The organism is Niveibacterium umoris (assembly GCF_014197015.1).
Taxonomy (GTDB): Bacteria; Pseudomonadota; Gammaproteobacteria; order Burkholderiales; family Rhodocyclaceae; genus Niveibacterium; species Niveibacterium umoris.
In genome coordinates, this window is sequence record NZ_JACIET010000001.1 from 1602236 (window position 1) to 1623410 (window position 21175).

Consider the following 21175-nt stretch of genomic DNA (forward strand, 5'->3'; position numbering starts at 1 on the left):
TCACTGAAGCAACGACCCCCCCACCCGCGCTCAGCCTCACCAAGCCACGGTGCCTTCTCAGGAAAGACGGGCTAGCATTGCCTGAGCTTCGTCCTTCTGTGCACTGGAGCCTTCGCTCAGAACCTCTTCCAGCAATTCTTTGGCACCCTCGTAGTCGCGCATTTCCTCGTACGCACGCGCCAACTCAAGCTTGGTATTGACCTCGTCACCCATCTCGAAATCATCTTCAAGCACCTGAGGTTCAGGATGGGTATCCACCTCCGACTGCCTCGGCGCTTCCGACACCGATTGTTGCGGCAGTTCAAGGTCAATGCCGGAGAGATCCAACGGCGCCGGTTCGGCTGCCGGACTCAAGGTCTGAGGAGAGCGATCCACGTCAAAATCAAAGTCAAGGAGCCCGCCCTCAAAATTGGTCTTCTCAAGATCTACCAAGGCTTCCTGTTGCGAATCCAAGGTAGAGGCAACGGCAACGTCGTCTTGTGAAGCCGGTGAGGCACCAAAGCCATCGAGATCGAGCGTGATCGGCTGATCGGACGCGCCGCCACCCAGATTGGTAGTCGTCAACTTGACTTCGGCTGCGGTGATCTCATCAGGCCCCAGATCCGGGAGCGATCCAACCTCAGGCTCCACGGCAACCTCGACCGGGGCGCTCTGCACCATATCCAGATCCAGGTTGAAGTCCAGACCCAGATCGTCGGAACTTGCGACAGCCGGCTCCGCTGCTGGGGTTTGAGCATCACCCTCCAAGGACCGAGTGATTTGGCCGATCTCCCCTGGCATGGTCCAGGTCGTCTGCATCTGCGAGGGCGATGCGGCAGCAAAAGCTGGCGTAGTCGGGGCCTGGGCCGGCGTGAATTCGAGTGCGTCCGGCAGGTCGGCAGGCGTTTCAACTTCCATCGGCTCAAAGCCGCTCTGATCCTGCTCCACTTCCGGTGCGACCGCGTTACCCGCCTCGACGAACGAGAGTTCATCAAGCATCGCCGGTTCCGACGCGACAGGCGCGGATTTGGCCGATGTCCGGTAGAGCGGATTATCAGGATCAAGCTTCGCACCAAGATCGGCAGCGCGCGCCCAATCGTTACCAATCCCCGCCGTCTGGGTATAGAGGTCGGTAGCGATGTTCTCAAACTGTTTGAGACTCTTGCGCTGAGCGTAGATCTCGAGAAGCTTGACGTGAATCGCAGTGCGGCCCGGATCCGACTTCAATGCGTCAAGGAGAATCTCCTCGGCTTGGGCGTCACGCCCATAGGCCATATAGACATCGGCCTCGGCAACCGGATCGACCCCTTCATCGGCGTCGATCGAAGTTAGACCGGACTGACTGAAATCCGTCGGTAGCACGCTGCTGCCGGTATCAACTGTCTGACCGCCCGCCGGACCGATCACCGATTCGATCCCTGTCTGCGTCGCGTTCAGCGCAGTGGTATCCGGACCGTTACTGCGCTTGGGTTTACGTGAACGCCATGCGAGGAAACCGCCCAAACCCAGCACCGCCGCGAGCCCACCGAGCAGCGCCGGATTATCCAGCAGCGACGCGAACACGCCGGGCTCTTCAACCTCGACAGGCGCAGGCGGCGGTGGAACCGGCTTTTTCGGAGCAGAGGCTTCAACAACGGGCGGCTTGACTTGTGCAGGAGGCGCACTCGCATCAACAACTGGGGCCGGGGCCTGTGCTTCAACCTTAACCGGTGCAGATTCCTCGGCCTTCGGCTTTTCGGCAACGGGTTCCGGCTTCGCTACCGGTTCCTTTTCAGGCGTTGCCGCCTTTGCCTTCGCCTCGGCTTGCTTCGCCGCGTCCGCCTTGGCAGCAGCCGCCTGTTTCTGTAGATCTGCAAGATTCTGGTTCTTCAGATCGACCAGCTTTTGCAGATCCTTGACGTTCTTCTCAAGCGCAGCAACCCGCTCAGAGGCCTCCTTGAGAGCCCGCTCCCGAGCCACAAGATCCTCTTCCAGTGCCTGAATACGCCCAGCCGACTTGGCGTCCGCCTTTTCGGGCTCCTTGGCAACCTGGCTCTTGGAAATCTTCAGCTGATCCTTCGCTGCCTGCGGCTTCGCAGCATCCTCAACCTTGGGAGTAATCTTCCCGGAAGACGACTGCTTGGGCGCCGTATCTTTGGCCGGCGCTTCGGCAACTGCCGCCGCAGCCTTCTGTCGATAGGCGCCAAAATTGGCCGAAGGGGCGGAGAGAATCTTCTTCGATTCAGTCGATGAAATCGCACGAGCGTCGCCAGCGTCCGGCACCTTCAGCACTTGGCCTGCACGCAAGCGATTGATGTCTCCGCCGGCGAATGCTGTTTCGTTAGCCGCATACAAGGCGGCAAGCATTTGCTCGAGACTGACGTCGGAAGCCTTGGTCCTGTTCGCGATCGCGGTCAGTGAATCACCTTGCTTGACCGTGTACTCGGACCCGGGAATGTCGCGCTTCGGAGCAGGTTTTGTTTCCTGCGCCTGGGACTTGGGCCGCTCGACCGATTCGGACTTCTCCTTGTGCTTTGATGCGGCAGCTTTCGGTTCAAGGGGCCGAGCGACCGGGGCTGCAGGTTCGGGCGCGACAGTCTTCGCCGTTTCGTCAATCGGATCGAGGAGGAAGGTGTATTCGCGCAGAAGACGACCACCGGTCCAATTCAATTCGAGCAACAGGTCAACAAACGGCTCATTGAAGGCGCGGTCACTGGAAACCTTGACGACCGCACCGGCCCCGCGCCGCTCAACCGAGAGTCGCAGCGAGGTCAGCTGTGGCGCGTATTCGATATTTGCACGGCGGAAAGCATCCGGAGACGCCAATCGCGCGTTGAGCGACTCAAGCTCCTCCGCACTGCCGGTAACCTCCACTTCGGCACGAAGCGGTTGCCCCAGACCGCTGAACACGTTCAGGCGACCGAGACCAGCGGCGGATGCGCCGAATGGCAACGCCGCGATTGCGGCCGCGAGGATGGAGGCACGGAGAGTCGTCTTCATGGGCATGCCGACATGGGCGCGTTTATTGTGGTTTTATCAAAATAACATCATAGGTTTAGCCTCGCAAGCTAAACCTAACTCTGAGTATTTGATGCCGTTGGCAAATTCGCCGGGCGGCGAGCCATAGGATAAGGGCGTTGCGAAGGCAACGCCCTTCATGACAAGGACTTAGAGTCCGAGCAAGATGCGGAGCATGCGGCGCAGCGGTTCCGCCGCACCCCAGAGAAGTTGATCGCCGATCACGAAGGCGGAAACATATTCCGGCCCCATATTCAACTTGCGAACACGACCTACACCAACCTCCAATCCACCGGTAATCGATGCGGGCGTGAGTTCCTTGACCGATACTTCACGGTCATTCGGCACCCACTTCACCCACTGGTTGCCCGATTTGATGATCGATTCGATCTCGGCGAGTGGCAAATCCTTCTTCAGCTTGAGCGTCAGCGCCAGACTGTGGCAACGCATCGCGCCGATACGGACGCACAGGCCGTCGACCGGAATCGTGCTCGCGGTACCGAGGATCTTGTTGACCTCAGCTTGCCCCTTCCATTCTTCCTTTGACTGGCCATTATCGACCTGCTTGTCGATCCACGGAATCAGTCCGCCAGCGAGAGGCGCTCCAAAGAATTCCGTCGGCACGTCTTCGCGAATTGCCTTGGCAACCTTGCGATCGATTTCCAGGATTGCGGACGACGGCGTCGCGAGCTCATCAGCCACTGCGCCATGCACGACGCCCATGCCCTTGAGCAGCTCTCGCATGTGATTTGCGCCGCCACCACTCGCAGCCTGATAGGTCATCGAAGAGACCCATTCCACCAAGCCATCACGGAACAAGCCACCGACGCCCATCAGCAGGATGGAATTGGTGCAATTACCGCCGATGTAATTCTTGACACCCTTGGCGAGCGCGGCGTCGATGACGTTGCGGTTGACCGGATCGAGAATGATGACCGCGTCGTCGTCCATGCGCATCGTCGACGCGGCATCAATCCAGTAGCCATCCCAGCCGGCGGCACGCAGCTTGGGGTACACGTCGGTCGTGTAGTCACCGCCCTGGCAGGTGATGATGACATCCATGCCCTTGAGCTCATCAACACTCGAAGCATCCTTGAGTGGCGGCAACTCGCGACCGACATCCGGCCCCTTGCCACCGACGTTTGAAGTCGTGAAGAAGACCGGCTCAATCAGCTCGAAGTCCTTTTCCTCACGCATACGCTGCATCAGCACGGAACCGACCATGCCGCGCCAACCGACAAATCCGACTCGCATTTGAATTTCCTCTTTTTGCCCCCTGCCCGCTTCCCTTGCCTCGACCGCGGGCAGGGAGCATGTGCGCGGAGGAGACAATGGATCAGGCCGGGATGGTTTTAATCCCGGTGGTCGTAATGATGGTGATGATGGTCGCGCGCAGCCCTGCCGTTTTCGGCAAGGGCTTGCGGAGCACGATGGCGCGCGAACAGTTCATCGGTTTTCGCTCAGAGTGCGGCCAGCACGGCGTCACCCATCTCACGGGTGCCAACGCGGCGCGTGCCCTCTTCCCAGATGTCTCCGGTACGGTAGCCTTGGGCGAGGACTTTCTTGACTGCAGTTTCGACGCGTTGCGCTGCGGCTTCATTGTTGAAGCTGTAACGCAGCATCATCGCTGCCGACAGGATGGTCGCCAGCGGATTGGCCACGCCCTTGCCCGCGATGTCGGGTGCCGAGCCGTGACTGGGCTCGTAAAGGCCCTTGTTGTTCGCATCCAACGAAGCAGACGGCAGCATGCCGATCGAGCCGGTGAGCATCGACGCTTCGTCCGACAGGATGTCGCCGAACATGTTGCCGGTGACCATCACGTCGAACTGCTTGGGCGCTTTCACCAACTGCATCGCAGCGTTATCGACCAGCATGTGCGAGAGTTCGACGTCCGGGTAATTCGCGGACAGTTCGATCATCACGTCGCGCCACAGTTGCGTCGTCTCGAGCACGTTCATCTTGTCGACGGAGCACACGCGCTTGTTGCGTTTGCGCGCCGCCTCGAAGGCGACCTTGCCGATACGGCGAATCTCAGCCTCGGAATAGATCATTGTGTTCCAGCCAACGCGCTGACCGTCGCGCACCTCGATCCCACGTGGCTCACCAAAGTAGATGTCGCCGGTGAGCTCGCGCACGATCAGGATATCGAGACCGGACACCACCTCCGGCTTCAGCGTTGAAGCGTTTGCGAGCTCCGGATAGAGGATCGCCGGGCGGAGATTGGCAAAAAGCTGAAGATCCTTGCGGATGCCCAGCAAGCCGCGTTCCGGGCGTTGCGGGCGAGGCAATGCATCCCACTGGGGCCCGCCAACGGCGCCCAGCAGCACCGCATCAGCCTCGCGCGCGAGCTTCTGGGTCGCCTCCGGATACGGCACGCCGGCCGCATCCACCGCGCAACCGCCAAGCAGAGCGGGCTCCATTTCGATCTTGAGACCATCGCTGCGCAGCGCTTCAAGCACACGCACCGCTTCGGCAACGATTTCCGGGCCGATGCCGTCACCGGCCAGAACACAGACTTTCATTGAATCTCTCAGGTAAAGAGCCAGGGCTGTTCCGCCTGACGGCGCGCCTCGAACTCACGGATCTTGTCGGCGTGACGCAAGGTCAGGCCGATATCGTCAAAACCGTTCAGCAGACAATATTTGCGGAACGGATCCACGTCGAACGGAATCACCTTGCCATCAGGCCGAGTGACCGTTTGCGCATCAAGATCGATCCGAAGCTTGTAACCCGGAGTCACGTTGACCTGATCGAACAGGGCGTCAACTTCCGCTGCCAGCAGCTTGATCGGCAGCAGGCCGTTCTTGAAGCAGTTATTGAAAAAGATGTCGGCGAAACTCGTGCCGATCAGCGCGCGAAAACCGTAGTCTTCGATCGCCCAAGGCGCATGCTCGCGCGACGAACCGCAGCCGAAGTTGTCACGCGTCAGCAGGATGCGGGCACCTTGGAAACGCTGCTGATTCAGCACGAAATTCGGATTCAGCGGGCGCTTGGCGTTATCCATGCCGGGCTCGCCATGGTCCATATAGCGCCATTCGTCGAACAGGTTCGGACCAAAGCCTGAACGCTTAATCGACTTCAGAAACTGCTTGGGGATGATCGCGTCGGTATCGACATTGGCGCGATCCATCGGCGCCACGAGACCATCAAGGACGGAGAACTTTTCCATTACTTGCTCGAACCCTTCTGAATGGCTTCGCCGGCCTTCTCGATATCTTTGCCAAAGCCATGCACGGTATTGCAGGCGGAGAGCGACGTTGCGAGCAACGCGAGAACGAAAATACTCAGAATTTTCATACCCATTCTCCTTGCCGAATCAGAGAATTTCACGGACGTCGACGAAGCGACCAGCAATTGCCGCCGCCGCGGCCATGGCCGGGCTCACCAAATGAGTACGCCCACCTGGCCCTTGACGACCTTCGAAGTTGCGATTGGACGTGGATGCGCACCGCTCACCCGGCTCCAGCCGGTCCGCGTTCATTGCGAGACACATCGAACAACCCGGCTCACGCCATTCAAAGCCGGCCGCCTTGAAGATCTTGTCGAGCCCTTCCGCTTCAGCCTGGCGCTTCACCAAACCCGAGCCCGGCACGACCAGCGCAAGCTTGACGTTGTCTGCGATACGTCTGCCGCGTGCAACCGCTGCGGCCTCACGCAGATCTTCGATACGCGAGTTCGTGCAGGACCCGATGAAAACCTTGTCGATCGCGATTGAGGTGATCGGCATGCGCGGCGTCAAACCCATGTATTGCAGCGCGCGGCCGTAACCCTCGCGGCGCACCGGATCGGTTTCCTTCTCCGGATCGGGCACCAGGCCGTCGATCGTCGTCACCATCTCGGGAGACGTGCCCCAGGTGACTTGCGGCTGAATCTGCCGCGCATCGATCTCGACGATGCGGTCGAACTGAGCGCCGTGGTCTGACACCAGTGTGCGCCAGTACGCCACGGCCTGATCCCAGTGATCCCCCTTCGGGGCGAAATCACGGCCACGCAAGTATTCAATCGTGACGTCATCAACGCCGACCAGACCGGCGCGTGCGCCCGCCTCGATCGCCATGTTGCACAGCGTCATCCGCCCTTCCATCGACAGCGCACGGATGGTCGAACCGCCGAATTCCATGGCGTAGCCGGTACCACCTGCAGTGCCAATTCGGCCGATGACGTGAAGCACGATGTCTTTGGCTGAGACGCCTTTACCCAGCGGCCCATCAACCTTGATCAGCAGGGTTTTCGATTTCTTCTGCAGCAGGCACTGCGTCGCCATCACATGCTCGACTTCAGACGTGCCGATGCCATGTGCCAGGCAAGCGAATGCACCGTGGGTCGATGTGTGGGAGTCGCCGCAAACGACCGTCATCCCGGGCAGCGTTGCGCCATTTTCTGGCCCGATCACATGCACGATGCCTTGGCGCGCATCCTTAAACGGGAAGTACGCCTTGGCGCCAACAGCCCGGATGTTCGCGTCCAGGGTTTCGACCTGCAAACGAGAGATCGGGTCCTTGATGCCGGAGGCCCAGTCTTCGGTTGGCGTGTTGTGGTCTGCGGTCGCAACGATCGACCCGACGCGCCACGGCTTGCGACCTGCCAACTTCAAGCCTTCATACGCTTGCGGACTTGTCACCTCGTGAACAAGGTGGCGATCGATATAGATCAGCGCCGTGCCGTCCTCTTCCTGGTGGACGACGTGGCTGTTCCAGAGTTTCTCGTACAGCGTATGAAGTGCCATGCCCCGAAAACCGCAACAAAAACATAATCTTTGATTATTTCACAGCAGCTTGATGCTGACCAGCCGGGATTGCGGCAGCGCAACAGAGAATCCTTGCCGCGTCAGTCGATCACGCCGCTGCTCAGTGGGCCTTGGCCTGCTCATACAAAGGCAGCACCTTTGCCGAATAGACCGCCAGATCCTTTTGCCGGGATTCCTGCGACGGGTGCGTGGACAGCCACTGCGGCGGCGCGCCGCCCGACACCTTGCCCATCTTTTCCCACAGCGAGATTGCAGCGCGTGGGTCATAGCCAGCCCTGGCGGCAAGCTCGACGCCGATGCGGTCAGCCTCGGTTTCCTGCTCACGTGAGTTCGGCAGCGCAAACATCGCCTGATACGCCATGCCGGCCATGTCCATACTCGCGCCGCTTGCGCCCAGGGCGATGCCAATCACGGTGAGTCCGAGCTGGGCATTCACCGCCTGGGAAGCACGCTCCCAGGCGTGTTCGCGCAGCGCGTGCGCAATTTCGTGCCCCATCACCGCCGCCAGCTCGTCGTCCGTGATCTTCAACTGCTCAATCAGACCCGAGTAGACCGCGATTTTCCCGCCAGGCATGCACCAGGCGTTGACCTCCTTGGATGCCAGGACATTGACCTCCCACTTCCAGCCGACGGCATCGGGGCGAAACGCCGCCACGGCTGGCGTGAGGCGTGCCGCGATGCGGCGAACGCGCTCGGTCTGATGGAGATCCACGTTCAGCGCATTCTTACGCTCAGCGTTCGTGACGACCTGCCGGTACTGCAGCGCCGCCTGCCTGTTAAGCGAATTCCGATTGACGAGCGGCGAAACGGTCTGCTTGCGCTCGACACCCACGGTGCCCGGCGCGGTGGTCTGCACCGTCGCGCACGCAACGGCCAGCACGCATACCAACCACACCGGCAGCGCGCGGGAAACGGAAAGACTCATTTCAAACCCCTGATGACTTTGATTGACGTGCCGCGGAGTAGCCCGGTTCAGGCGCAACCAAGGGCAGCGGCCACCCCGCTGGCGAAGCGATCAAGCACTCGGGCTCGGAATTTCCTGATGCCCATCCGGCGCGAGACCGGCGATCCGCGGTGTAGTCACTTGCACATCGGCGTTCTGCGCACGGTGCCGCAGCGCGTGGTCGATCAGCACGAGCGCGAGCATGGCTTCCGCAATCGGGGTGGCGCGAATGCCGACACAGGGGTCGTGGCGGCCGGTTGTCATCATGTCGGTCGGTGCGCCGGCCAGATCGATAGAGCGACGGTCCTGCGGAATCGATGAGGTCGGCTTGATTGCGATCGAAACCCGCACGTCTTGGCCGGTTGACACGCCGCCCAGCACACCACCTGCATGGTTCGAGAGAAAGCCCGCCGGCGTCAGCTCGTCGCCATGCACCGTGCCACGTTGCGCGACGACGCCGAAGCCATCGCCAATTTCGACACCCTTCACCGCATTGATGCTCATCATCGCGTAGGCGATGTCCGCATCGAGGCGGTCGTAGACGGGTTCCCCCCAGCCAACGGGAACGCCACTTGCGACAACATCGATCCGCGCGCCAATCGAATCGCGATCCGCACGGATCTCGTCCATGTAGGCTTCGAGCCGCGGCACGATCTCGTCGTTGGGTGCGAAGAACGCGTTCTCGCTGACGTGCTGCCACGCTTTGAACGGGATCTTGATCTCGCCAAGTTCGCTCATGAATCCGCGGATCACGATTCCGAAACGCTCGCGCAACCATTTCTTGGCAATCGCGCCGGCTGCAACACGCACCGCCGTCTCACGCGCCGACGAACGGCCGCCGCCGCGATAGTCGCGGACACCGTATTTGTGCCAGTAGGTGTAGTCGGCATGGCCCGGCCGAAAGGTCTGCGAGATCTTTGAATAGTCCTGGCTACGCTGGTCGGTGTTGCGGATCAGCAGACCGATCGGATGGCCGGTGGTCTTGCCCTCGAATACCCCCGAAAGGATCTCGACCGCATCGGGCTCCTTGCGTTGCGTGACGTGGCGCGAGGTGCCGGGCTTGCGGCGGTCGAGTTCCGCCTGAATGTCTGCCTCGCACAGCGCAAGCCCGGGCGGGCAGCCATCGACAACACAGCCGATCGCCGGACCATGCGATTCGCCAAAGGAAGTAACGGTGAAGAGCGTGCCTAGAGTGCTGCCGGACATGGTGTATGCGTTCTGGTTGGCTTGCGGGGAGGCGCGAGTTTACCACCTCCCCTCTGCCGCCTTGCTCCAACGGTCACCGGAAGAAAGCTTCCAGTTGTTCAAAGACCGCATGATCGGCGCCATGCCGCCGCACGCTGATCACGTCTTCAAGCTTCTCGACCTGAAGCATCATCTGCGGCAGGCGGGCATCGTCATGGACCAGCAACCAGATCCTGCTTTCGGCGCCACTCCCCACCGGCATGCAGAGAATCCCCTCCACGTTGAAAGCACGACGCGCAAACAAGCCGCAAACGTGCGTCATCACGCCAGGATGGTTGTGCACAGCCAGTTCCAGCACCGCCCGTTTCTGCGCTTGCGACAGCGCCGGGTTCGAGATTTCGCCCATGGCTCAGCCTCCGATCATTTCAGTATTGGCGGCCCCCGGCGGGACCATCGGGAAAACTTTCTGATTCACGTCGATCGAGCAATGAATCAGCGCCGGCCCCTTGGCGGCGAGCGCTTCCGCGAGCAATGCCCGCGGGTGGGCGCTGCGGTCCAGATCAACCGCTGCGAGCCCGAAGCCCTCCGCGATCCGGATGAAATCGGTCGGACGCTTGTAATCGGCTGCAAAGATCCGCTTGCCGTAGAAAAGGTCTTGCTGCTGGTGCACCAGGCCCAGTGACTGGTTGTTCATCAGGATGATCTTGACGTCGACGCCCTCGTCCGCCGCCGTTGCCATTTCCTGGATGTTCATCTGCAGGCTGCCATCGCCTGAAAAACAAACAACCTTGCGTTGCGGTTCAGCCAGCGCAGCGCCAATCGCCGCAGGCAACCCGAAGCCCATGGTCCCCAGGCCGCCGGACGTGAGCCACTGACGCGGCCGCCGGAAGGGGTAGGTCTGGGCGACCCACATCTGATGCTGACCGACATCGGTGGTGATGATCGCCTCGTCATCCAGACTCGCGGCGACCGCGCTGACGAGGCCATAGTGGCTGCGCGGATCATCAAGCCCCGGGGTCAGAAGCGGATGGGCGCTGCGCAGGCTCGAAACGCGCGACAACCACTTCTTGCGCAACTGCACCTGAACATGGGGCAACAATGCGTCGAGCGCGGTGCTGACATCGCTCTGAATACCAAGGTGAGCAGTCTTGATCTTGTGGATTTCCGAGGCGTCGATATCGATGTGGATGATCCGGGCGTTCGGACAGAAGCGTGCGGCCTTGCCGATCGCACGGTCATCAAAACGGGCACCGACACAGATCAACAGGTCGGATTCCTCGAGGATCATGTTCGTGTGGCGCGCGCCGTGCATGCCGAGCATGCCGATCGACAGCGGATGGTCCGTCGGCATGGCGCCGAGCGCCATCAAGGTCATGGTTGTCGGCAGCCCGGCCTGCTCCGCCAGCGTCACGGCAAGGTGAGAGGCGCCCGATGCGATCACCCCCCCGCCCAGATACAGCACCGGCCGCTCCGCGCGGTTGATCATGTCGGCCGCCCGACTGATCGCATCCAGATCAACTTCCGGCGCAGGAGTCGGCGCGACTGCGTCGATCACTGCCGGGGCGCGCACCTTTTGCATCTGCACGTCCTTCGGCACATCCACCCACACAGGACCGGGGCGGCCGGACTGCGCGATCCGGAACGCGTCGGAAATCACCTGAGGAAGATGCTCTGCATTGCGCACCAGGTAATTGTGTTTGGTGATGGGAATCGACAGCCCGTAGGTATCGACCTCCTGGAACGCATCGGTGCCAATCATCGCCAGTGGCACCTGCCCGGTGATGCAGACAAGAGGAATCGAGTCGAGCTTTGCATCGGCGATTGCCGTCACAAGGTTGGTTGCACCCGGTCCGCTGGACGCAATGCAGACTCCGGGTTTACCCGAGGCACGCGCCATACCCTGCGCGATGAACCCCGCCCCTTGCTCATGGCGCGCCAGAACATGGCGGACGGAATCCGCCGACGCCAAGGCGTCATACATTGGCAACGCTGCGCCACCGGGGATCCCGGCAACCGTGCTGACGCCCTGTGCTTCGAGCAACCGGACCAGCAATTGGGCTCCGGACATTTCCATAAGGCCTCTCCTGTGAGATGACCCGGCGACTGTCTGGCGGAGATTTTGGGAAGCCCAAAAGAAAAACCCCGCCAGCTGCACGCCGGCGGGGTTGAAATCCTGTTGACCTTAGGACCCCTGCTACGGCGCGCTAGCACCTACGCTTACTACGCGTACTACTACCGCTACTGCAGTAGCCGACAGGGTGTCGAAGAAGTACGGAGAAGCGAGCATGGATCTGTTAAGCCAACGGAAACGGAACGACGATTCAATTGCAGCACACAATTCCTGAAAGCTCAAGAGCCTCTTTGGCGGTTTTTTCAGGAGTCACGGCGCCCTTGTAAGAAAATTTCCTACACAAAATCAAGTCACTAAACAGGGCCTTGCAGGGAAGCGAATGCCCTTCGGCGCCCCCAGCCAAGGCAGTCCCGACCACCCGGGCTGGATCCGCCGCTGTAGGAATTTCACCCGCAGAATGCCGCGCAGATCGACTGTGAAAAAAATCCATCAGGCGGTCCGTTTCGCCTCATCCCGAAGCGCACGACGCAGAATCTTGCCGACGTTGGTCTTCGGAAGCTCACTGCGAAACTCGACCAGCTTCGGCACCTTGTAGCCTGTGAGCTTTTCCCGGCAATGGGCGATCACCGACTCTGCGGTGAGGTCGGCATCCTTCTTCACCACAAAGATCTTCACTGCCTCACCTGACTTTTCGTCGGGAACGCCGACCGCGGCGACCTCAAGCACACCGGGGTGCGACGCCACGACATCCTCGATCTCGTTCGGATACACGTTGAAGCCAGAGACAAGAATCATGTCTTTCTTGCGATCGACGATGCGCACGAAGCCTTTCTCGTCGACAACGGCCACGTCACCTGTCTTGAGGAAACCGTCGGAGGTCATCACCTTCGCGGTCTCGTCTGGCCGGTTGTAGTAACCCGCCATGACCTGCGGCCCACGCACGCAGAGTTCGCCTGACTCACCGACGCCCAATTCCTTGCCGTCCTCATCGCGAATCGAGATTTCGGTCGATGGCACAGGCAGACCGATCGCGCCATTGAACGCCGGCAGATCCAGCGGGTTGATCGTCACTGCCGGTGACGTTTCTGTCAGGCCATAGGCCTCGACCAGCGGTTTTCCGGTGAGTGCGCGCCACTTGTCTGCGACTGCCCGCTGCACCGCCATCCCCCCACCCAAGGCGCAACGCAACTGAGAGAAGTCGAGCTTGACGAAATCCGGGTTGTTGAGCAGCGCATTGAAGAGGGTGTTCACGCCGGTAATTGCAGTAAAGGGATGCTTCTGCAACTCCTTCACGAAACCGGGAATGTCGCGCGGATTGGTGATCAGGATGTTTGTCGCACCAACCTTGAAGAAAGTGAGGCAGTTCGCCGTGAGCGAGAAGATGTGATAAAGCGGCAATGCGGTGACGATGACCTCTTCCCCCTCTTTCAAGAAGGGTTTGATCCAGGCATGCGCCTGCTGGAGGTTCGCGATGATGTTGCGATGCGTCAGCACCGCGCCTTTCGAGACGCCCGTCGTGCCGCCGGTGTATTGCAGAAAGGCAATGTCATCCTGCGTCACCTTCACGGCTTGCAACTTGTGCGCTGCGCCGCGCGACATGGCGCGTCCGAAGGGTATGTGGCCGGGAATGTTCCAGGCCGGCACCATTTTCTTGATGTTCTTGACGACAAAACTGACCAACGCACCTTTGACACCACCGAGCGCATCGCCGATACGGGTGACGATGACATGCTTGACCGGCGTGTGCGCGAGTACTTCCTGCAGGGTCGATGCGAAATTCTCGAGAATGACGATGACGTCGGCGCCGGAATCCTTGAGTTGGTGTTCCAGCTCACGCGGCGTGTACAGCGGGTTGCAGTTGACGACCACGTAACCAGCACGCAAAGCACCCCAAAGACAGATCGGGTACTGCAAGAGGTTCGGCATCATCAATGCGATGCGCGCGCCTTTGGGTAGCTTGAGCTCCTGCTGGAGAAACGCGGCGAAGCTGGCGGTCTGGCGATCAAGCTCGTCATAGCTGATCGCCTTGTCCATATTGACATAGGCTGCACGGGCGCCGAACTTGCGTACGCCTTCGGCGAAAAGATCGCCAATCGCGCCGTACTCACTCAGGTTGATGTCCGCCGGCACGCCTGCCGGGTAACTCTTCAGCCAGACCTTTTCCATCTCCATCCCCCCGATTTGTCTAGTTATGGTTGGCAAGCTTCACAGGCGCGGGCCACCCCACAGGCGGCTATTCGTCGTCCGCTTCGACCGGCCAGTTCTTGATGTAGTTCTTCAGCATCTTGTTCTCGAAGCTCTGCTCTTCGAGGACTGCCTTTGCCACGTCATGAAACGAAATCACCCCCATCAAGGTCGTTCCGTCCATCACTGGCAAGTAGCGTTGATGGTTATCGATCATTTCGCGACGCAACTCATCGAGTTCCATGCCCAGGCCTGCCGATCTCGGGTCGCGCAGCATCGCCGACGCCACCGTAACCGTTCCCCAATCGGCCCCGCTCGCGCTAAGCGCCTTGAGCACCTCGCGGAACGTCAGCATCCCGACCATACGCCCCTGCTCAAACACCACCAGCGAACCGACGTCTTGTTCGCTCATGATCGCCACGGCCTCTGCGAGCAATCGCGATGGCGCCACCGTATAAAGCGCCCGCCCCTTGATCGCCAGGATCTCGCTCACCAGCATGTCTCTCTCCTCTTGGCAGCACACCGCGTCACAGCGGTTGAGCGCATGGTAGTCGATACGCCAGCGGCACAGAAGCCATACTGTACCGTATGGTCAATGGCGTTGTGAACTGGTGTTTGCACCAACGAGAAAGCAAAACGGGCGGCCCGAAGACCGCCCGCCAAAACATCGAAAACAGAACATCTCAGCGCTGCAGATCCCCGAGCTTTCCTTTGACCTTGGCCCACTCATCGGCATCAGGCAGCGGATCCTTGCGCTCGACAATGGGTTTCCAGAGTCGCGACAGCTCAGCGTTCAACGCGACGAACGACTGCTGATCGGTCGGCACATCATCTTCGGCATAGATGGCTTCGACCGGGCACTCCGCCACGCAAAGCGTGCAGTCGATGCACTCTTCCGGGTCGATCACCAGGAAGTTCGGTCCTTCCCGGAAGCAATCGACCGGGCATACATCGACGCAATCGGTGTACTTGCACTTGATACAAGCTTCGGTCACTACATAGGTCATTCTTCTCTCTCCGTCGGTGATCGGGGAGTAATCTCACCGGTAGCCATAAATATACCGGAGCCGAGCAGTACTCCAACACTCTCGATTTCACCATGCGCAAGCGTGAAATCCCTTCCGTCCCATTTTTTTAGTACGATTCAAGACCTGTCTGGGCTGTCGCCCGACCCCTGCCCCGCGATCCCGGCAACGCACCGCTGCCGACGGCCACATCGAACGGGGCTGATCCATCCAGCGAGGAATCATGAGCGAACACATCCTTCACGTCACGGACGCCTCTTTCGAGCAGGACGTCCTCCAGTCCCAGACCCCCGTGCTGGTGGACTACTGGGCTGAGTGGTGCGGACCCTGCAAGAGCATTGCCCCAATCCTTGACGACGTTGCAAAGGACTATTCGGGCAAGTTGCTCGTCGCCAAACTGAACATCGACGAGAACGCGGAGACCCCTGCAAAGTATGGTATTCGCGGCATCCCGACCCTGATGCTTTTCAAGGGCGGCAGTGTCGAGGCGACCAAAGTCGGCGCGCTTTCCAAGTCGCAACTGACCGCATTCATTGACAGCAACCTCTGATCCCGCTAGATTCCTGTCATAAAGTATTTCGGCGCGCCGCCCGGCGCGCCGCTTCAAATCCGAATCCCCACTCCCATTCCGTCGTAGCGCACGACTCTCAAGCGGCGATCGCATTCGCCGGTCAGGTACGCCCATGCATCTCTCGGAGCTCAAGTCCCTCCACGTAAGCCAGCTTCTCGAAATGGCACATGCCAACGAGATAGAAGGTGCGAACCGCCTGCGCAAACAGGAACTCGTCTTTGCCCTGCTCAGAAACAGAGCCAAGAAGGGGGAGCCGATCTTCGGCGATGGCGTTCTGGAAGTCCTTCCTGACGGATTCGGATTTCTCCGTTCGCCGGATACGTCCTACCTTGCCGGCACTGATGACATCTACGTCTCGCCCTCGCAGATCCGCCGCTTCAACCTGCATACCGGCGACACGATTGAAGGCGAGATCCGCACACCGAAAGACGGTGAGCGCTACTTCGCGCTGGTCAAGGTCGACAAGGTCAACTTCGAGTCGCCCGAGGCCTCGAAGCACAAGATTCTCTTCGAGAACCTCACGCCGTTGCACCCGAATCAGTGCCTGAAGCTCGAACGCGAGATCCGCGCCGAAGAGAACATCACCAGTCGGGTGATCGACATGATTGCGCCGATCGGCAAAGGCCAACGTGGCCTGCTTGTCGCGCCGCCGAAGTCCGGCAAGACCGTCATGCTGCAGCACATCGCGCATGCGATCACGACCAATCACCCTGACGTCGTCGTGATCGTGCTGCTGATCGATGAGCGCCCGGAAGAAGTAACCGAAATGCAGCGTTCGGTGAAGGGCGAAGTCGTCGCTTCCACTTTCGACGAACCCGCCACGCGCCACGTACAGGTCGCCGAAATGGTGATCGAGAAAGCCAAGCGGCTGATCGAACACAAGCGCGACGTCGTGATCCTGCTCGATTCGCTGACCCGCTTGGCACGCGCCTACAACACAGTTGTCCCAGCGTCCGGCAAGGTGCTGACCGGTGGCGTTGACGCCAACGCGCTGCAAAAACCGAAGCGATTCTTCGGCGCCGCCCGCAATATCGAAGAAGGCGGTTCCCTGACGATCATCGCCAGCGCCCTTATCGACACCGGATCGCGTATGGACGACGTGATCTACGAGGAGTTCAAGGGCACCGGCAACATGGAAATCCACCTTGACCGCCGAATGGCGGAAAAGCGTGTTTATCCTGCGATCAACGTCAACCGCTCAGGAACTCGGCGCGAAGAGCTTCTGATCGAACCCGCCATCCTCCAGAAGGTCTGGATCTTGCGCAAACTGCTTTACGGCATGGATGAAATCGAAGCGATGGAATTCCTGCTGGACAAAATCAAGGCGACGAAGACCAATAATGACTTCTTCGACGCCATGCGGCGCGGCTGATCCACGCACCGCATCAACGAAAAACGGCGGCCAAGGCCGCCGTTATCTGTTGACGCGAACGATTACTCGCCCTGCGGTCTGAGCTGGAACGTCTGCAAAGTACCTTCGACGGCAAACAGGCGCGCAAGGCGCTCCACCGGGGTCTTCACTTCACAGCGCAGCGCTCCGCGCAGATTCAGCGACTCATCGATCAGGACACGCCCTGAAGCAGAAAGAGCGCCAGCGCTCAGGTGCCTGATTTCGATCTTCGAGCCCTTTTCCGGCTCTTTTGAGAACGCGCCTTCCATGAGCGCAAACCGCGTCACGCCACCGGATATCGGCCCGTTACCGTTGCGACGCATCGCTTCAAGCAAGTCGATCCGGTTGATCGCACCATCTGCCACTTTGTAGTTACCGGACCAGCGCAAGACCTTCGAGAGTTCAGAGAACTTATCCGCTGAACCTGCAACCGTCATCGGCCCCGAAACCCTGCCGAGCACAAGTGTGGGCGCGCCCAGCAGCCCGGATAGCGCATCGAAGCCAACCGAATCAAGGTTCACTTGGGCCTTGACGCCAAAAGCGTCGCCAAGATTGATATCAACCGAACCTTTTACTGAACCACCGAGCCAGTTGGCGCCAAACTGCGCCCCGTCGATTCCGCTCAAACCGAGTTTCCCGGTGACGAGAAGGTTCTCCAGTTTCGTCGCACCGAACTTCGCCTCGGGAGCGATCACGCTCGCCACCACGGACCCATCCTGCGCCAGGAGTTCGTATGTCACCTCGACCTCTTGCGGTCTCAGGCGGGCGGATTCCCAGCGACCATCCCGGGCAAACATGAAGGCACCGGAGAGTGCGCCCAAAGGCACCTTTCCAACCGGGATATCAAGGGCTTCGACTTCGACTTCACGCAGACGCCACACATCACCCGAGGAGCCCAGACCCGCCAGACGCAGCAGCAGCGCGGGCTCGATGCGCGCACCCTTAATCGAAACGGCAAGTCGCTGAGGTTGCGACATCATCCAGTCAATCCAGTCAGGCCCACCCCAGGCCTTGTCGATATGCGAAGAGCCACCCTCCCCGATCTGGATGTCGTTCAACTCGAAAACCGGCCATGGATGAAACGCCACGCCGACGCGAGCTACCCGCACCGGCTCACCCAGCCACAACGCGGCATCGTGTTCAACCCGTTGGCGCAATGTACTGACCTGCCAACCGAGCGCAGCAACCGCCGCGCCGATTCCGCCAACGACCGCCAGCGCGGCCAAAATCACGAATGCACGGCGCACCTTTCGGGCCTTCTCGCCGCCACCGGCAATTGCGTTATGGCCAAGGTTTCCGAAGAAGACCCGTACGTGATCGAGCACCGAGGCATTCGAGCCAGAACTCAGCGCACGTTCCAGACGGCGCTGATCCACTTCGACCTTCTTCTGCTTCGCGGCCGCTTGAGGCTTGCTCGGCGGTGTCGCCGGCGCCGCCGGTGCGCGACCGACCTCGCTCGGCTCCTGGCGCTCGGAGAAGTTCTCCCCGCGCACCATCCTGGCCTCCTGTTCCGCCACGCGCGCCATCCGCGCATCGAGCGTCTCGATCAGACCGGCGCGTTCCAGTTCGGCCAGCGCACGCACCACCCCTTTGGCGTCCTTGAGCCGCGTACCCAATTCGCCCACTGTCGAAAAACCATCGACAGCTTCCAGGACACTTCGAGACAAACGATCCCCTGAGCCTTTCGGCTCCGCCATCATGCGGTCGCCCGCTTCCGTGCGACAGAACACCGCGAACCGGTCCAAACTTTTCTCCTCGCGGGCACATGGACCCGTGTCGGTTAATCACGTTGGAATATTACAGCAAGGCATTATCGCCTTCGACCCGAGCGACCCAAAAACCGTGTTGACAAACTGCGATTCGACGTCTATCATTGCGGTCTCTGTTCCTCGATAGCTCAGTCGGTAGAGCGCCGGACTGTTAATCCGTAGGTCCCTGGTTCGAGCCCAGGTCGAGGAGCCAGATTTCCCTAAACGCCTGCTTTTCAGCGGGCGTTTTTCATTTTCCGACTCCGCTTCAGAAAAACCAAGAAATTTGCGTTTTTCGCGGTGGAATCCGGCAAGCCGCATGACACCCTATTCGAGGTCGAGCGCGCGCAAGTGTGCAAGAAGTGGCAGCAGCATGGCCGCGCCAAGGCGCTTGCTACGCGCGCCATTCCATCCGACACGCAGATCCGGCGCCTCGTCGTTGTCCTTGAAGGGCATTTCCAGCGTCAAAGACACGCAGCCAAAACGGTGCGCGACCCATTTCGAACCAAGCGTCAGAAGTTCATGCTCGAACCTGTCGTCGCTATAGCCATGACGCAACTGAAAGTCCGGTGACGCAATCGCGAGGTTGGCGAGAAACCGGGCCTGCAAGGCGCTGTTTCGTTCACCGTAACCGGGAACCATGTGTGAGCCGTCGATGAACACGTAGGGCAAGGTCTCATCGCCATGAATGTCGAGGAACAGGCCTACACCGCTCGTCGCCATCGCAGCCTGAACGCTCAAGATCTCCGGACTACGCGATTCGCTCGGCGCATGCCATTCCCGATTCAGATTGACGCCGAGTGAATTGCTGCGCAGATTGCCGAGAAAGGCACCGTCCGGGTTGATGTTCGGAACGACACGCACGACTGCGCGGCGGCGGATTTCGCGCGCCACCGGGTCGCAATCATCGGTCAATCGCTCAAGCAGCCCCTCTGCGAACCATTCAGCCATCGTCTCGCCAGGATGCTGGCGCGCCACGATCCAGACTGGATGCGGGCCCTCGCCGACTACGACTGCGTCGATGTCGCGCTGCTGGAGACTCGCGCCGAGACGCTCCACCCGCACGCCTGCCGTTGCAGACATTCGCCCCAAGAAGTCGAGGTGGCGCTCCTGCGAGTACGGCTCGAAGTAGGCGAGCCAGATCGCATCGCGTTCTGGCGTCAGTCGCACGGAGAGTACTTCGCCGTCGAATTCGCAATCTGCAATGCGGAACCAGTCGCTGCGGTCGTACGACGCGACCGCGCGGTAATCACGCCAGCCTTCTGGATACGAACACGCACCCGCATTCTCGAAACGCAGCACCAGCGGCTGCCCCGCCGCGCCGGAGATGCGGAAATGAAACCATTGGCGGAATTCCTTGGACCCATGATCGTCGCGAATCCGCAGGCGGATATTTGCGGGATCACCGGCGTCGATCACGTCGATCGCACCGCTATCGAACTGGCTGCTGATGATCAAGGGCATGCGCACTCCTCAAGCCGCATTGCGGCGGAAATACCAGGTATCGGCGTCCGACGCCGCGGCATCGAACAGGTAGCCGTCGCGATCGAAGGTCTTGAGCACGTCCACATCGACGACGGCCTGTTCCGCAGCAAATCGCGCCATGGCGCCGCGCGCGCGCTTCGCATTGAAACTGATGATCTTGTACTGCCCGTTGCGGCGTTCCTGGAACACCGGCGTCACCACACGCGCATTCAATTTCGGCAACTGGGCAGCCTTGGCGTATTCGGTCGAAGCCAGATTCACCACCACGCGTGACGCTCCACCGGCCACCAACGCGTCAAGGCGTGCAGATATTGCGCCGCTGATCACGCCGCGCCAGTACTGGTAAAGGTCCTTGCCGCGCGGGTTCGGCAGGCGCGTCCCCATTTCCAGCCGATGCGCACGGATCAGATCGAGCGGCGCCAGCAGCCCGTACAAGCCCGAAAGTATCGCGAGATGCCGCTGCAGGTAGCCTTCCACTTTGCTGGCCGGCAGCGTCGCCGCAGAGAGGCCATCATAGACATCGCCATCGAATGCAAAGATGGCCTGTTTGGCGACCGGCGCGCAGTGCTCTCGCGACCATTCCTCATAGCGCGCAACATTCAATGCGGCGAGCTTGTCGGACAGATCCATCAACGACGCAACGTCAGCGAGTGATTTCTTGCGCAGCAGCGCAATCAGCACTTCCGAATGATCGAGGAAGCTCGGCAGGGTGGCCGACGACAATGGCGAAGGAGAATCAAAGTCCAGGGATTTCGCGGGGGACAGAAGAATCAGCATCGAAGCATCGGGAACCAGTCAGTACCCGCCGATGATAACGTGCAGCCGCGCAAACAAGCGTCTGTCCGCACCG

19 protein-coding genes and 1 tRNA gene are annotated in these 21175 nt (G+C 60.3%); 3 read left to right on the forward strand and 17 right to left on the reverse strand.

Translation table 11 applies throughout. From position 1 onward, the window contains the following. Window positions 1–57: 57 nt before the first annotated feature. From GGR36_RS07245 to fdxA, 14 genes are all read right to left on the reverse strand, one after another. Entirely contained in the window at window positions 58–2958 is a 2901-nt protein-coding gene (locus GGR36_RS07245) for a motility hub landmark protein FimV (protein WP_183633568.1), read from the reverse strand. Between the two features lie 168 nt (window positions 2959–3126). Beyond that, complete coding sequence (asd, locus tag GGR36_RS07250) at window positions 3127–4230, reverse strand: aspartate-semialdehyde dehydrogenase (protein ID WP_183633570.1); 1104 nt, start codon at window positions 4228–4230, stop codon at window positions 3127–3129. Between the two features lie 206 nt (window positions 4231–4436). Beyond that, entirely contained in the window at window positions 4437–5498 is a 1062-nt protein-coding gene (leuB, locus tag GGR36_RS07255) for a 3-isopropylmalate dehydrogenase (protein ID WP_183633572.1), read from the reverse strand. 8 nt (window positions 5499–5506) lie between these two features. Beyond that, window positions 5507–6145 (reverse strand): 3-isopropylmalate dehydratase small subunit, encoded by a 639-nt coding sequence (gene leuD, locus GGR36_RS07260; RefSeq protein WP_183633574.1) that lies wholly within the window; start codon window positions 6143–6145, stop codon window positions 5507–5509. Then, entirely contained in the window at window positions 6145–6273 is a 129-nt protein-coding gene (locus GGR36_RS07265; protein ID WP_183633576.1) for an entericidin A/B family lipoprotein, read from the reverse strand. The genes leuD and GGR36_RS07265 overlap by 1 nt, the downstream gene beginning before the upstream one ends. 19 nt (window positions 6274–6292) lie before the next feature. Beyond that, window positions 6293–7702 carry a 3-isopropylmalate dehydratase large subunit gene (leuC, locus tag GGR36_RS07270; RefSeq protein ID WP_183633578.1) on the reverse strand — a complete coding sequence of 470 codons (1410 nt, stop codon included), beginning with the start codon at window positions 7700–7702 and terminating at the stop codon, window positions 6293–6295. Window positions 7703–7823: 121 nt separating this feature from the next. Continuing rightward, window positions 7824–8648, reverse strand: a complete 825-nt coding sequence (locus GGR36_RS07275; protein WP_183633580.1) for a M48 family metallopeptidase — start codon at window positions 8646–8648, stop codon at window positions 7824–7826. 90 nt (window positions 8649–8738) lie between these two features. After that, window positions 8739–9872, reverse strand: coding sequence for a chorismate synthase (gene aroC / locus GGR36_RS07280; protein WP_183633582.1), 1134 nt, complete (start codon window positions 9870–9872; stop codon window positions 8739–8741). Window positions 9873–9945: 73 nt separating this feature from the next. After that, complete coding sequence (gene ilvN / locus GGR36_RS07285; protein WP_183633588.1) at window positions 9946–10257, reverse strand: acetolactate synthase small subunit; 312 nt, start codon at window positions 10255–10257, stop codon at window positions 9946–9948. A gap of 3 nt (window positions 10258–10260) precedes the next feature. Continuing rightward, window positions 10261–11925, reverse strand: a complete 1665-nt coding sequence (gene ilvB / locus GGR36_RS07290; RefSeq protein WP_183634932.1) for an acetolactate synthase large subunit — start codon at window positions 11923–11925, stop codon at window positions 10261–10263. Between the two features lie 247 nt (window positions 11926–12172). Then, entirely contained in the window at window positions 12173–12412 is a 240-nt protein-coding gene (locus GGR36_RS07295; protein WP_183633590.1) for a hypothetical protein, read from the reverse strand. Beyond that, window positions 12412–14088 carry a long-chain-fatty-acid--CoA ligase FadD gene (gene fadD, locus GGR36_RS07300; protein ID WP_183633592.1) on the reverse strand — a complete coding sequence of 559 codons (1677 nt, stop codon included), beginning with the start codon at window positions 14086–14088 and terminating at the stop codon, window positions 12412–12414. Before fadD ends, GGR36_RS07295 begins: the two co-directional genes overlap by 1 nt. A 67-nt stretch (window positions 14089–14155) precedes the next feature. Further along, window positions 14156–14605: a CBS domain-containing protein gene (locus GGR36_RS07305; protein ID WP_183633600.1), complete on the reverse strand. Its 450-nt coding sequence runs from the start codon at window positions 14603–14605 to the stop codon at window positions 14156–14158. Between the two features lie 184 nt (window positions 14606–14789). Then, window positions 14790–15113, reverse strand: a complete 324-nt coding sequence (gene fdxA, locus GGR36_RS07310) for a ferredoxin FdxA (protein WP_183633602.1) — start codon at window positions 15111–15113, stop codon at window positions 14790–14792. 241 nt (window positions 15114–15354) lie between these two features. Here fdxA and trxA point away from each other — a divergent pair, with 241 nt between their 5' ends. Together trxA and rho are read left to right on the forward strand one after the other, a co-directional pair. Further along, the gene (gene trxA / locus GGR36_RS07315; RefSeq protein ID WP_183633604.1) at window positions 15355–15681 is read left to right on the forward strand and encodes a thioredoxin TrxA; all 327 of its coding nucleotides are present in this window, start codon (window positions 15355–15357) and stop codon (window positions 15679–15681) included. A gap of 133 nt (window positions 15682–15814) precedes the next feature. After that, window positions 15815–17074, forward strand: coding sequence for a transcription termination factor Rho (rho, locus tag GGR36_RS07320; RefSeq protein ID WP_183633606.1), 1260 nt, complete (start codon window positions 15815–15817; stop codon window positions 17072–17074). A 62-nt stretch (window positions 17075–17136) separates the two neighbouring features. Here the strand turns inward: rho and GGR36_RS07325 are convergent, their stop codons facing one another. Then, window positions 17137–18837, reverse strand: coding sequence for an AsmA family protein (locus GGR36_RS07325; protein WP_221229503.1), 1701 nt, complete (start codon window positions 18835–18837; stop codon window positions 17137–17139). 141 nt (window positions 18838–18978) lie between these two features. Between GGR36_RS07325 and GGR36_RS07330 the strand changes: the two genes are divergently transcribed. Beyond that, window positions 18979–19054, forward strand: a tRNA-Asn gene (locus GGR36_RS07330). Between the two features lie 113 nt (window positions 19055–19167). Here GGR36_RS07330 and GGR36_RS07335 read toward each other — a convergent pair. After that, complete coding sequence (locus GGR36_RS07335) at window positions 19168–20304, reverse strand: M14 family metallopeptidase (protein ID WP_420847482.1); 1137 nt, start codon at window positions 20302–20304, stop codon at window positions 19168–19170. A 9-nt stretch (window positions 20305–20313) separates the two neighbouring features. After that, window positions 20314–21102, reverse strand: coding sequence for a peroxide stress protein YaaA (yaaA, locus tag GGR36_RS07340; protein ID WP_183633625.1), 789 nt, complete (start codon window positions 21100–21102; stop codon window positions 20314–20316). Between the last annotated feature and the right edge of the window lie 73 nt (window positions 21103–21175).

What these genes read in the sequence shown, in the direction of transcription:
- asd (WP_183633570.1), bottom strand. Translation starts at nt 4,230, where the DNA reads ATGCGAGTCGGATTTGTCGGTTGGCGCGGCATGGTCGGTTCCGTGCTG.
- GGR36_RS07305 (WP_183633600.1), bottom strand. Translation starts at nt 14,605, where the DNA reads ATGCTGGTGAGCGAGATCCTGGCGATCAAGGGGCGGGCGCTTTATACG.
- aroC (WP_183633582.1), bottom strand. Translation starts at nt 9,872, where the DNA reads ATGTCCGGCAGCACTCTAGGCACGCTCTTCACCGTTACTTCCTTTGGC.
- rho (WP_183633606.1), top strand. Translation starts at nt 15,815, where the DNA reads ATGCATCTCTCGGAGCTCAAGTCCCTCCACGTAAGCCAGCTTCTCGAA.
- yaaA (WP_183633625.1), bottom strand. Translation starts at nt 21,102, where the DNA reads ATGCTGATTCTTCTGTCCCCCGCGAAATCCCTGGACTTTGATTCTCCT.
- GGR36_RS07295 (WP_183633590.1), bottom strand. Translation starts at nt 12,412, where the DNA reads ATGGATTTTTTTCACAGTCGATCTGCGCGGCATTCTGCGGGTGAAATT.
- fadD (WP_183633592.1), bottom strand. Translation starts at nt 14,088, where the DNA reads ATGGAAAAGGTCTGGCTGAAGAGTTACCCGGCAGGCGTGCCGGCGGAC.
- trxA (WP_183633604.1), top strand. Translation starts at nt 15,355, where the DNA reads ATGAGCGAACACATCCTTCACGTCACGGACGCCTCTTTCGAGCAGGAC.
- ilvN (WP_183633588.1), bottom strand. Translation starts at nt 10,257, where the DNA reads ATGGGCGAAATCTCGAACCCGGCGCTGTCGCAAGCGCAGAAACGGGCG.
- leuB (WP_183633572.1), bottom strand. Translation starts at nt 5,498, where the DNA reads ATGAAAGTCTGTGTTCTGGCCGGTGACGGCATCGGCCCGGAAATCGTT.
- GGR36_RS07245 (WP_183633568.1), bottom strand. Translation starts at nt 2,958, where the DNA reads ATGAAGACGACTCTCCGTGCCTCCATCCTCGCGGCCGCAATCGCGGCG.
- leuD (WP_183633574.1), bottom strand. Translation starts at nt 6,145, where the DNA reads ATGGAAAAGTTCTCCGTCCTTGATGGTCTCGTGGCGCCGATGGATCGC.
- fdxA (WP_183633602.1), bottom strand. Translation starts at nt 15,113, where the DNA reads ATGACCTATGTAGTGACCGAAGCTTGTATCAAGTGCAAGTACACCGAT.
- GGR36_RS07335 (WP_420847482.1), bottom strand. Translation starts at nt 20,304, where the DNA reads ATGCCCTTGATCATCAGCAGCCAGTTCGATAGCGGTGCGATCGACGTG.
- GGR36_RS07265 (WP_183633576.1), bottom strand. Translation starts at nt 6,273, where the DNA reads ATGAAAATTCTGAGTATTTTCGTTCTCGCGTTGCTCGCAACGTCGCTC.
- leuC (WP_183633578.1), bottom strand. Translation starts at nt 7,702, where the DNA reads ATGGCACTTCATACGCTGTACGAGAAACTCTGGAACAGCCACGTCGTC.
- GGR36_RS07275 (WP_183633580.1), bottom strand. Translation starts at nt 8,648, where the DNA reads ATGAGTCTTTCCGTTTCCCGCGCGCTGCCGGTGTGGTTGGTATGCGTG.
- ilvB (WP_183634932.1), bottom strand. Translation starts at nt 11,925, where the DNA reads ATGGAAATGTCCGGAGCCCAATTGCTGGTCCGGTTGCTCGAAGCACAG.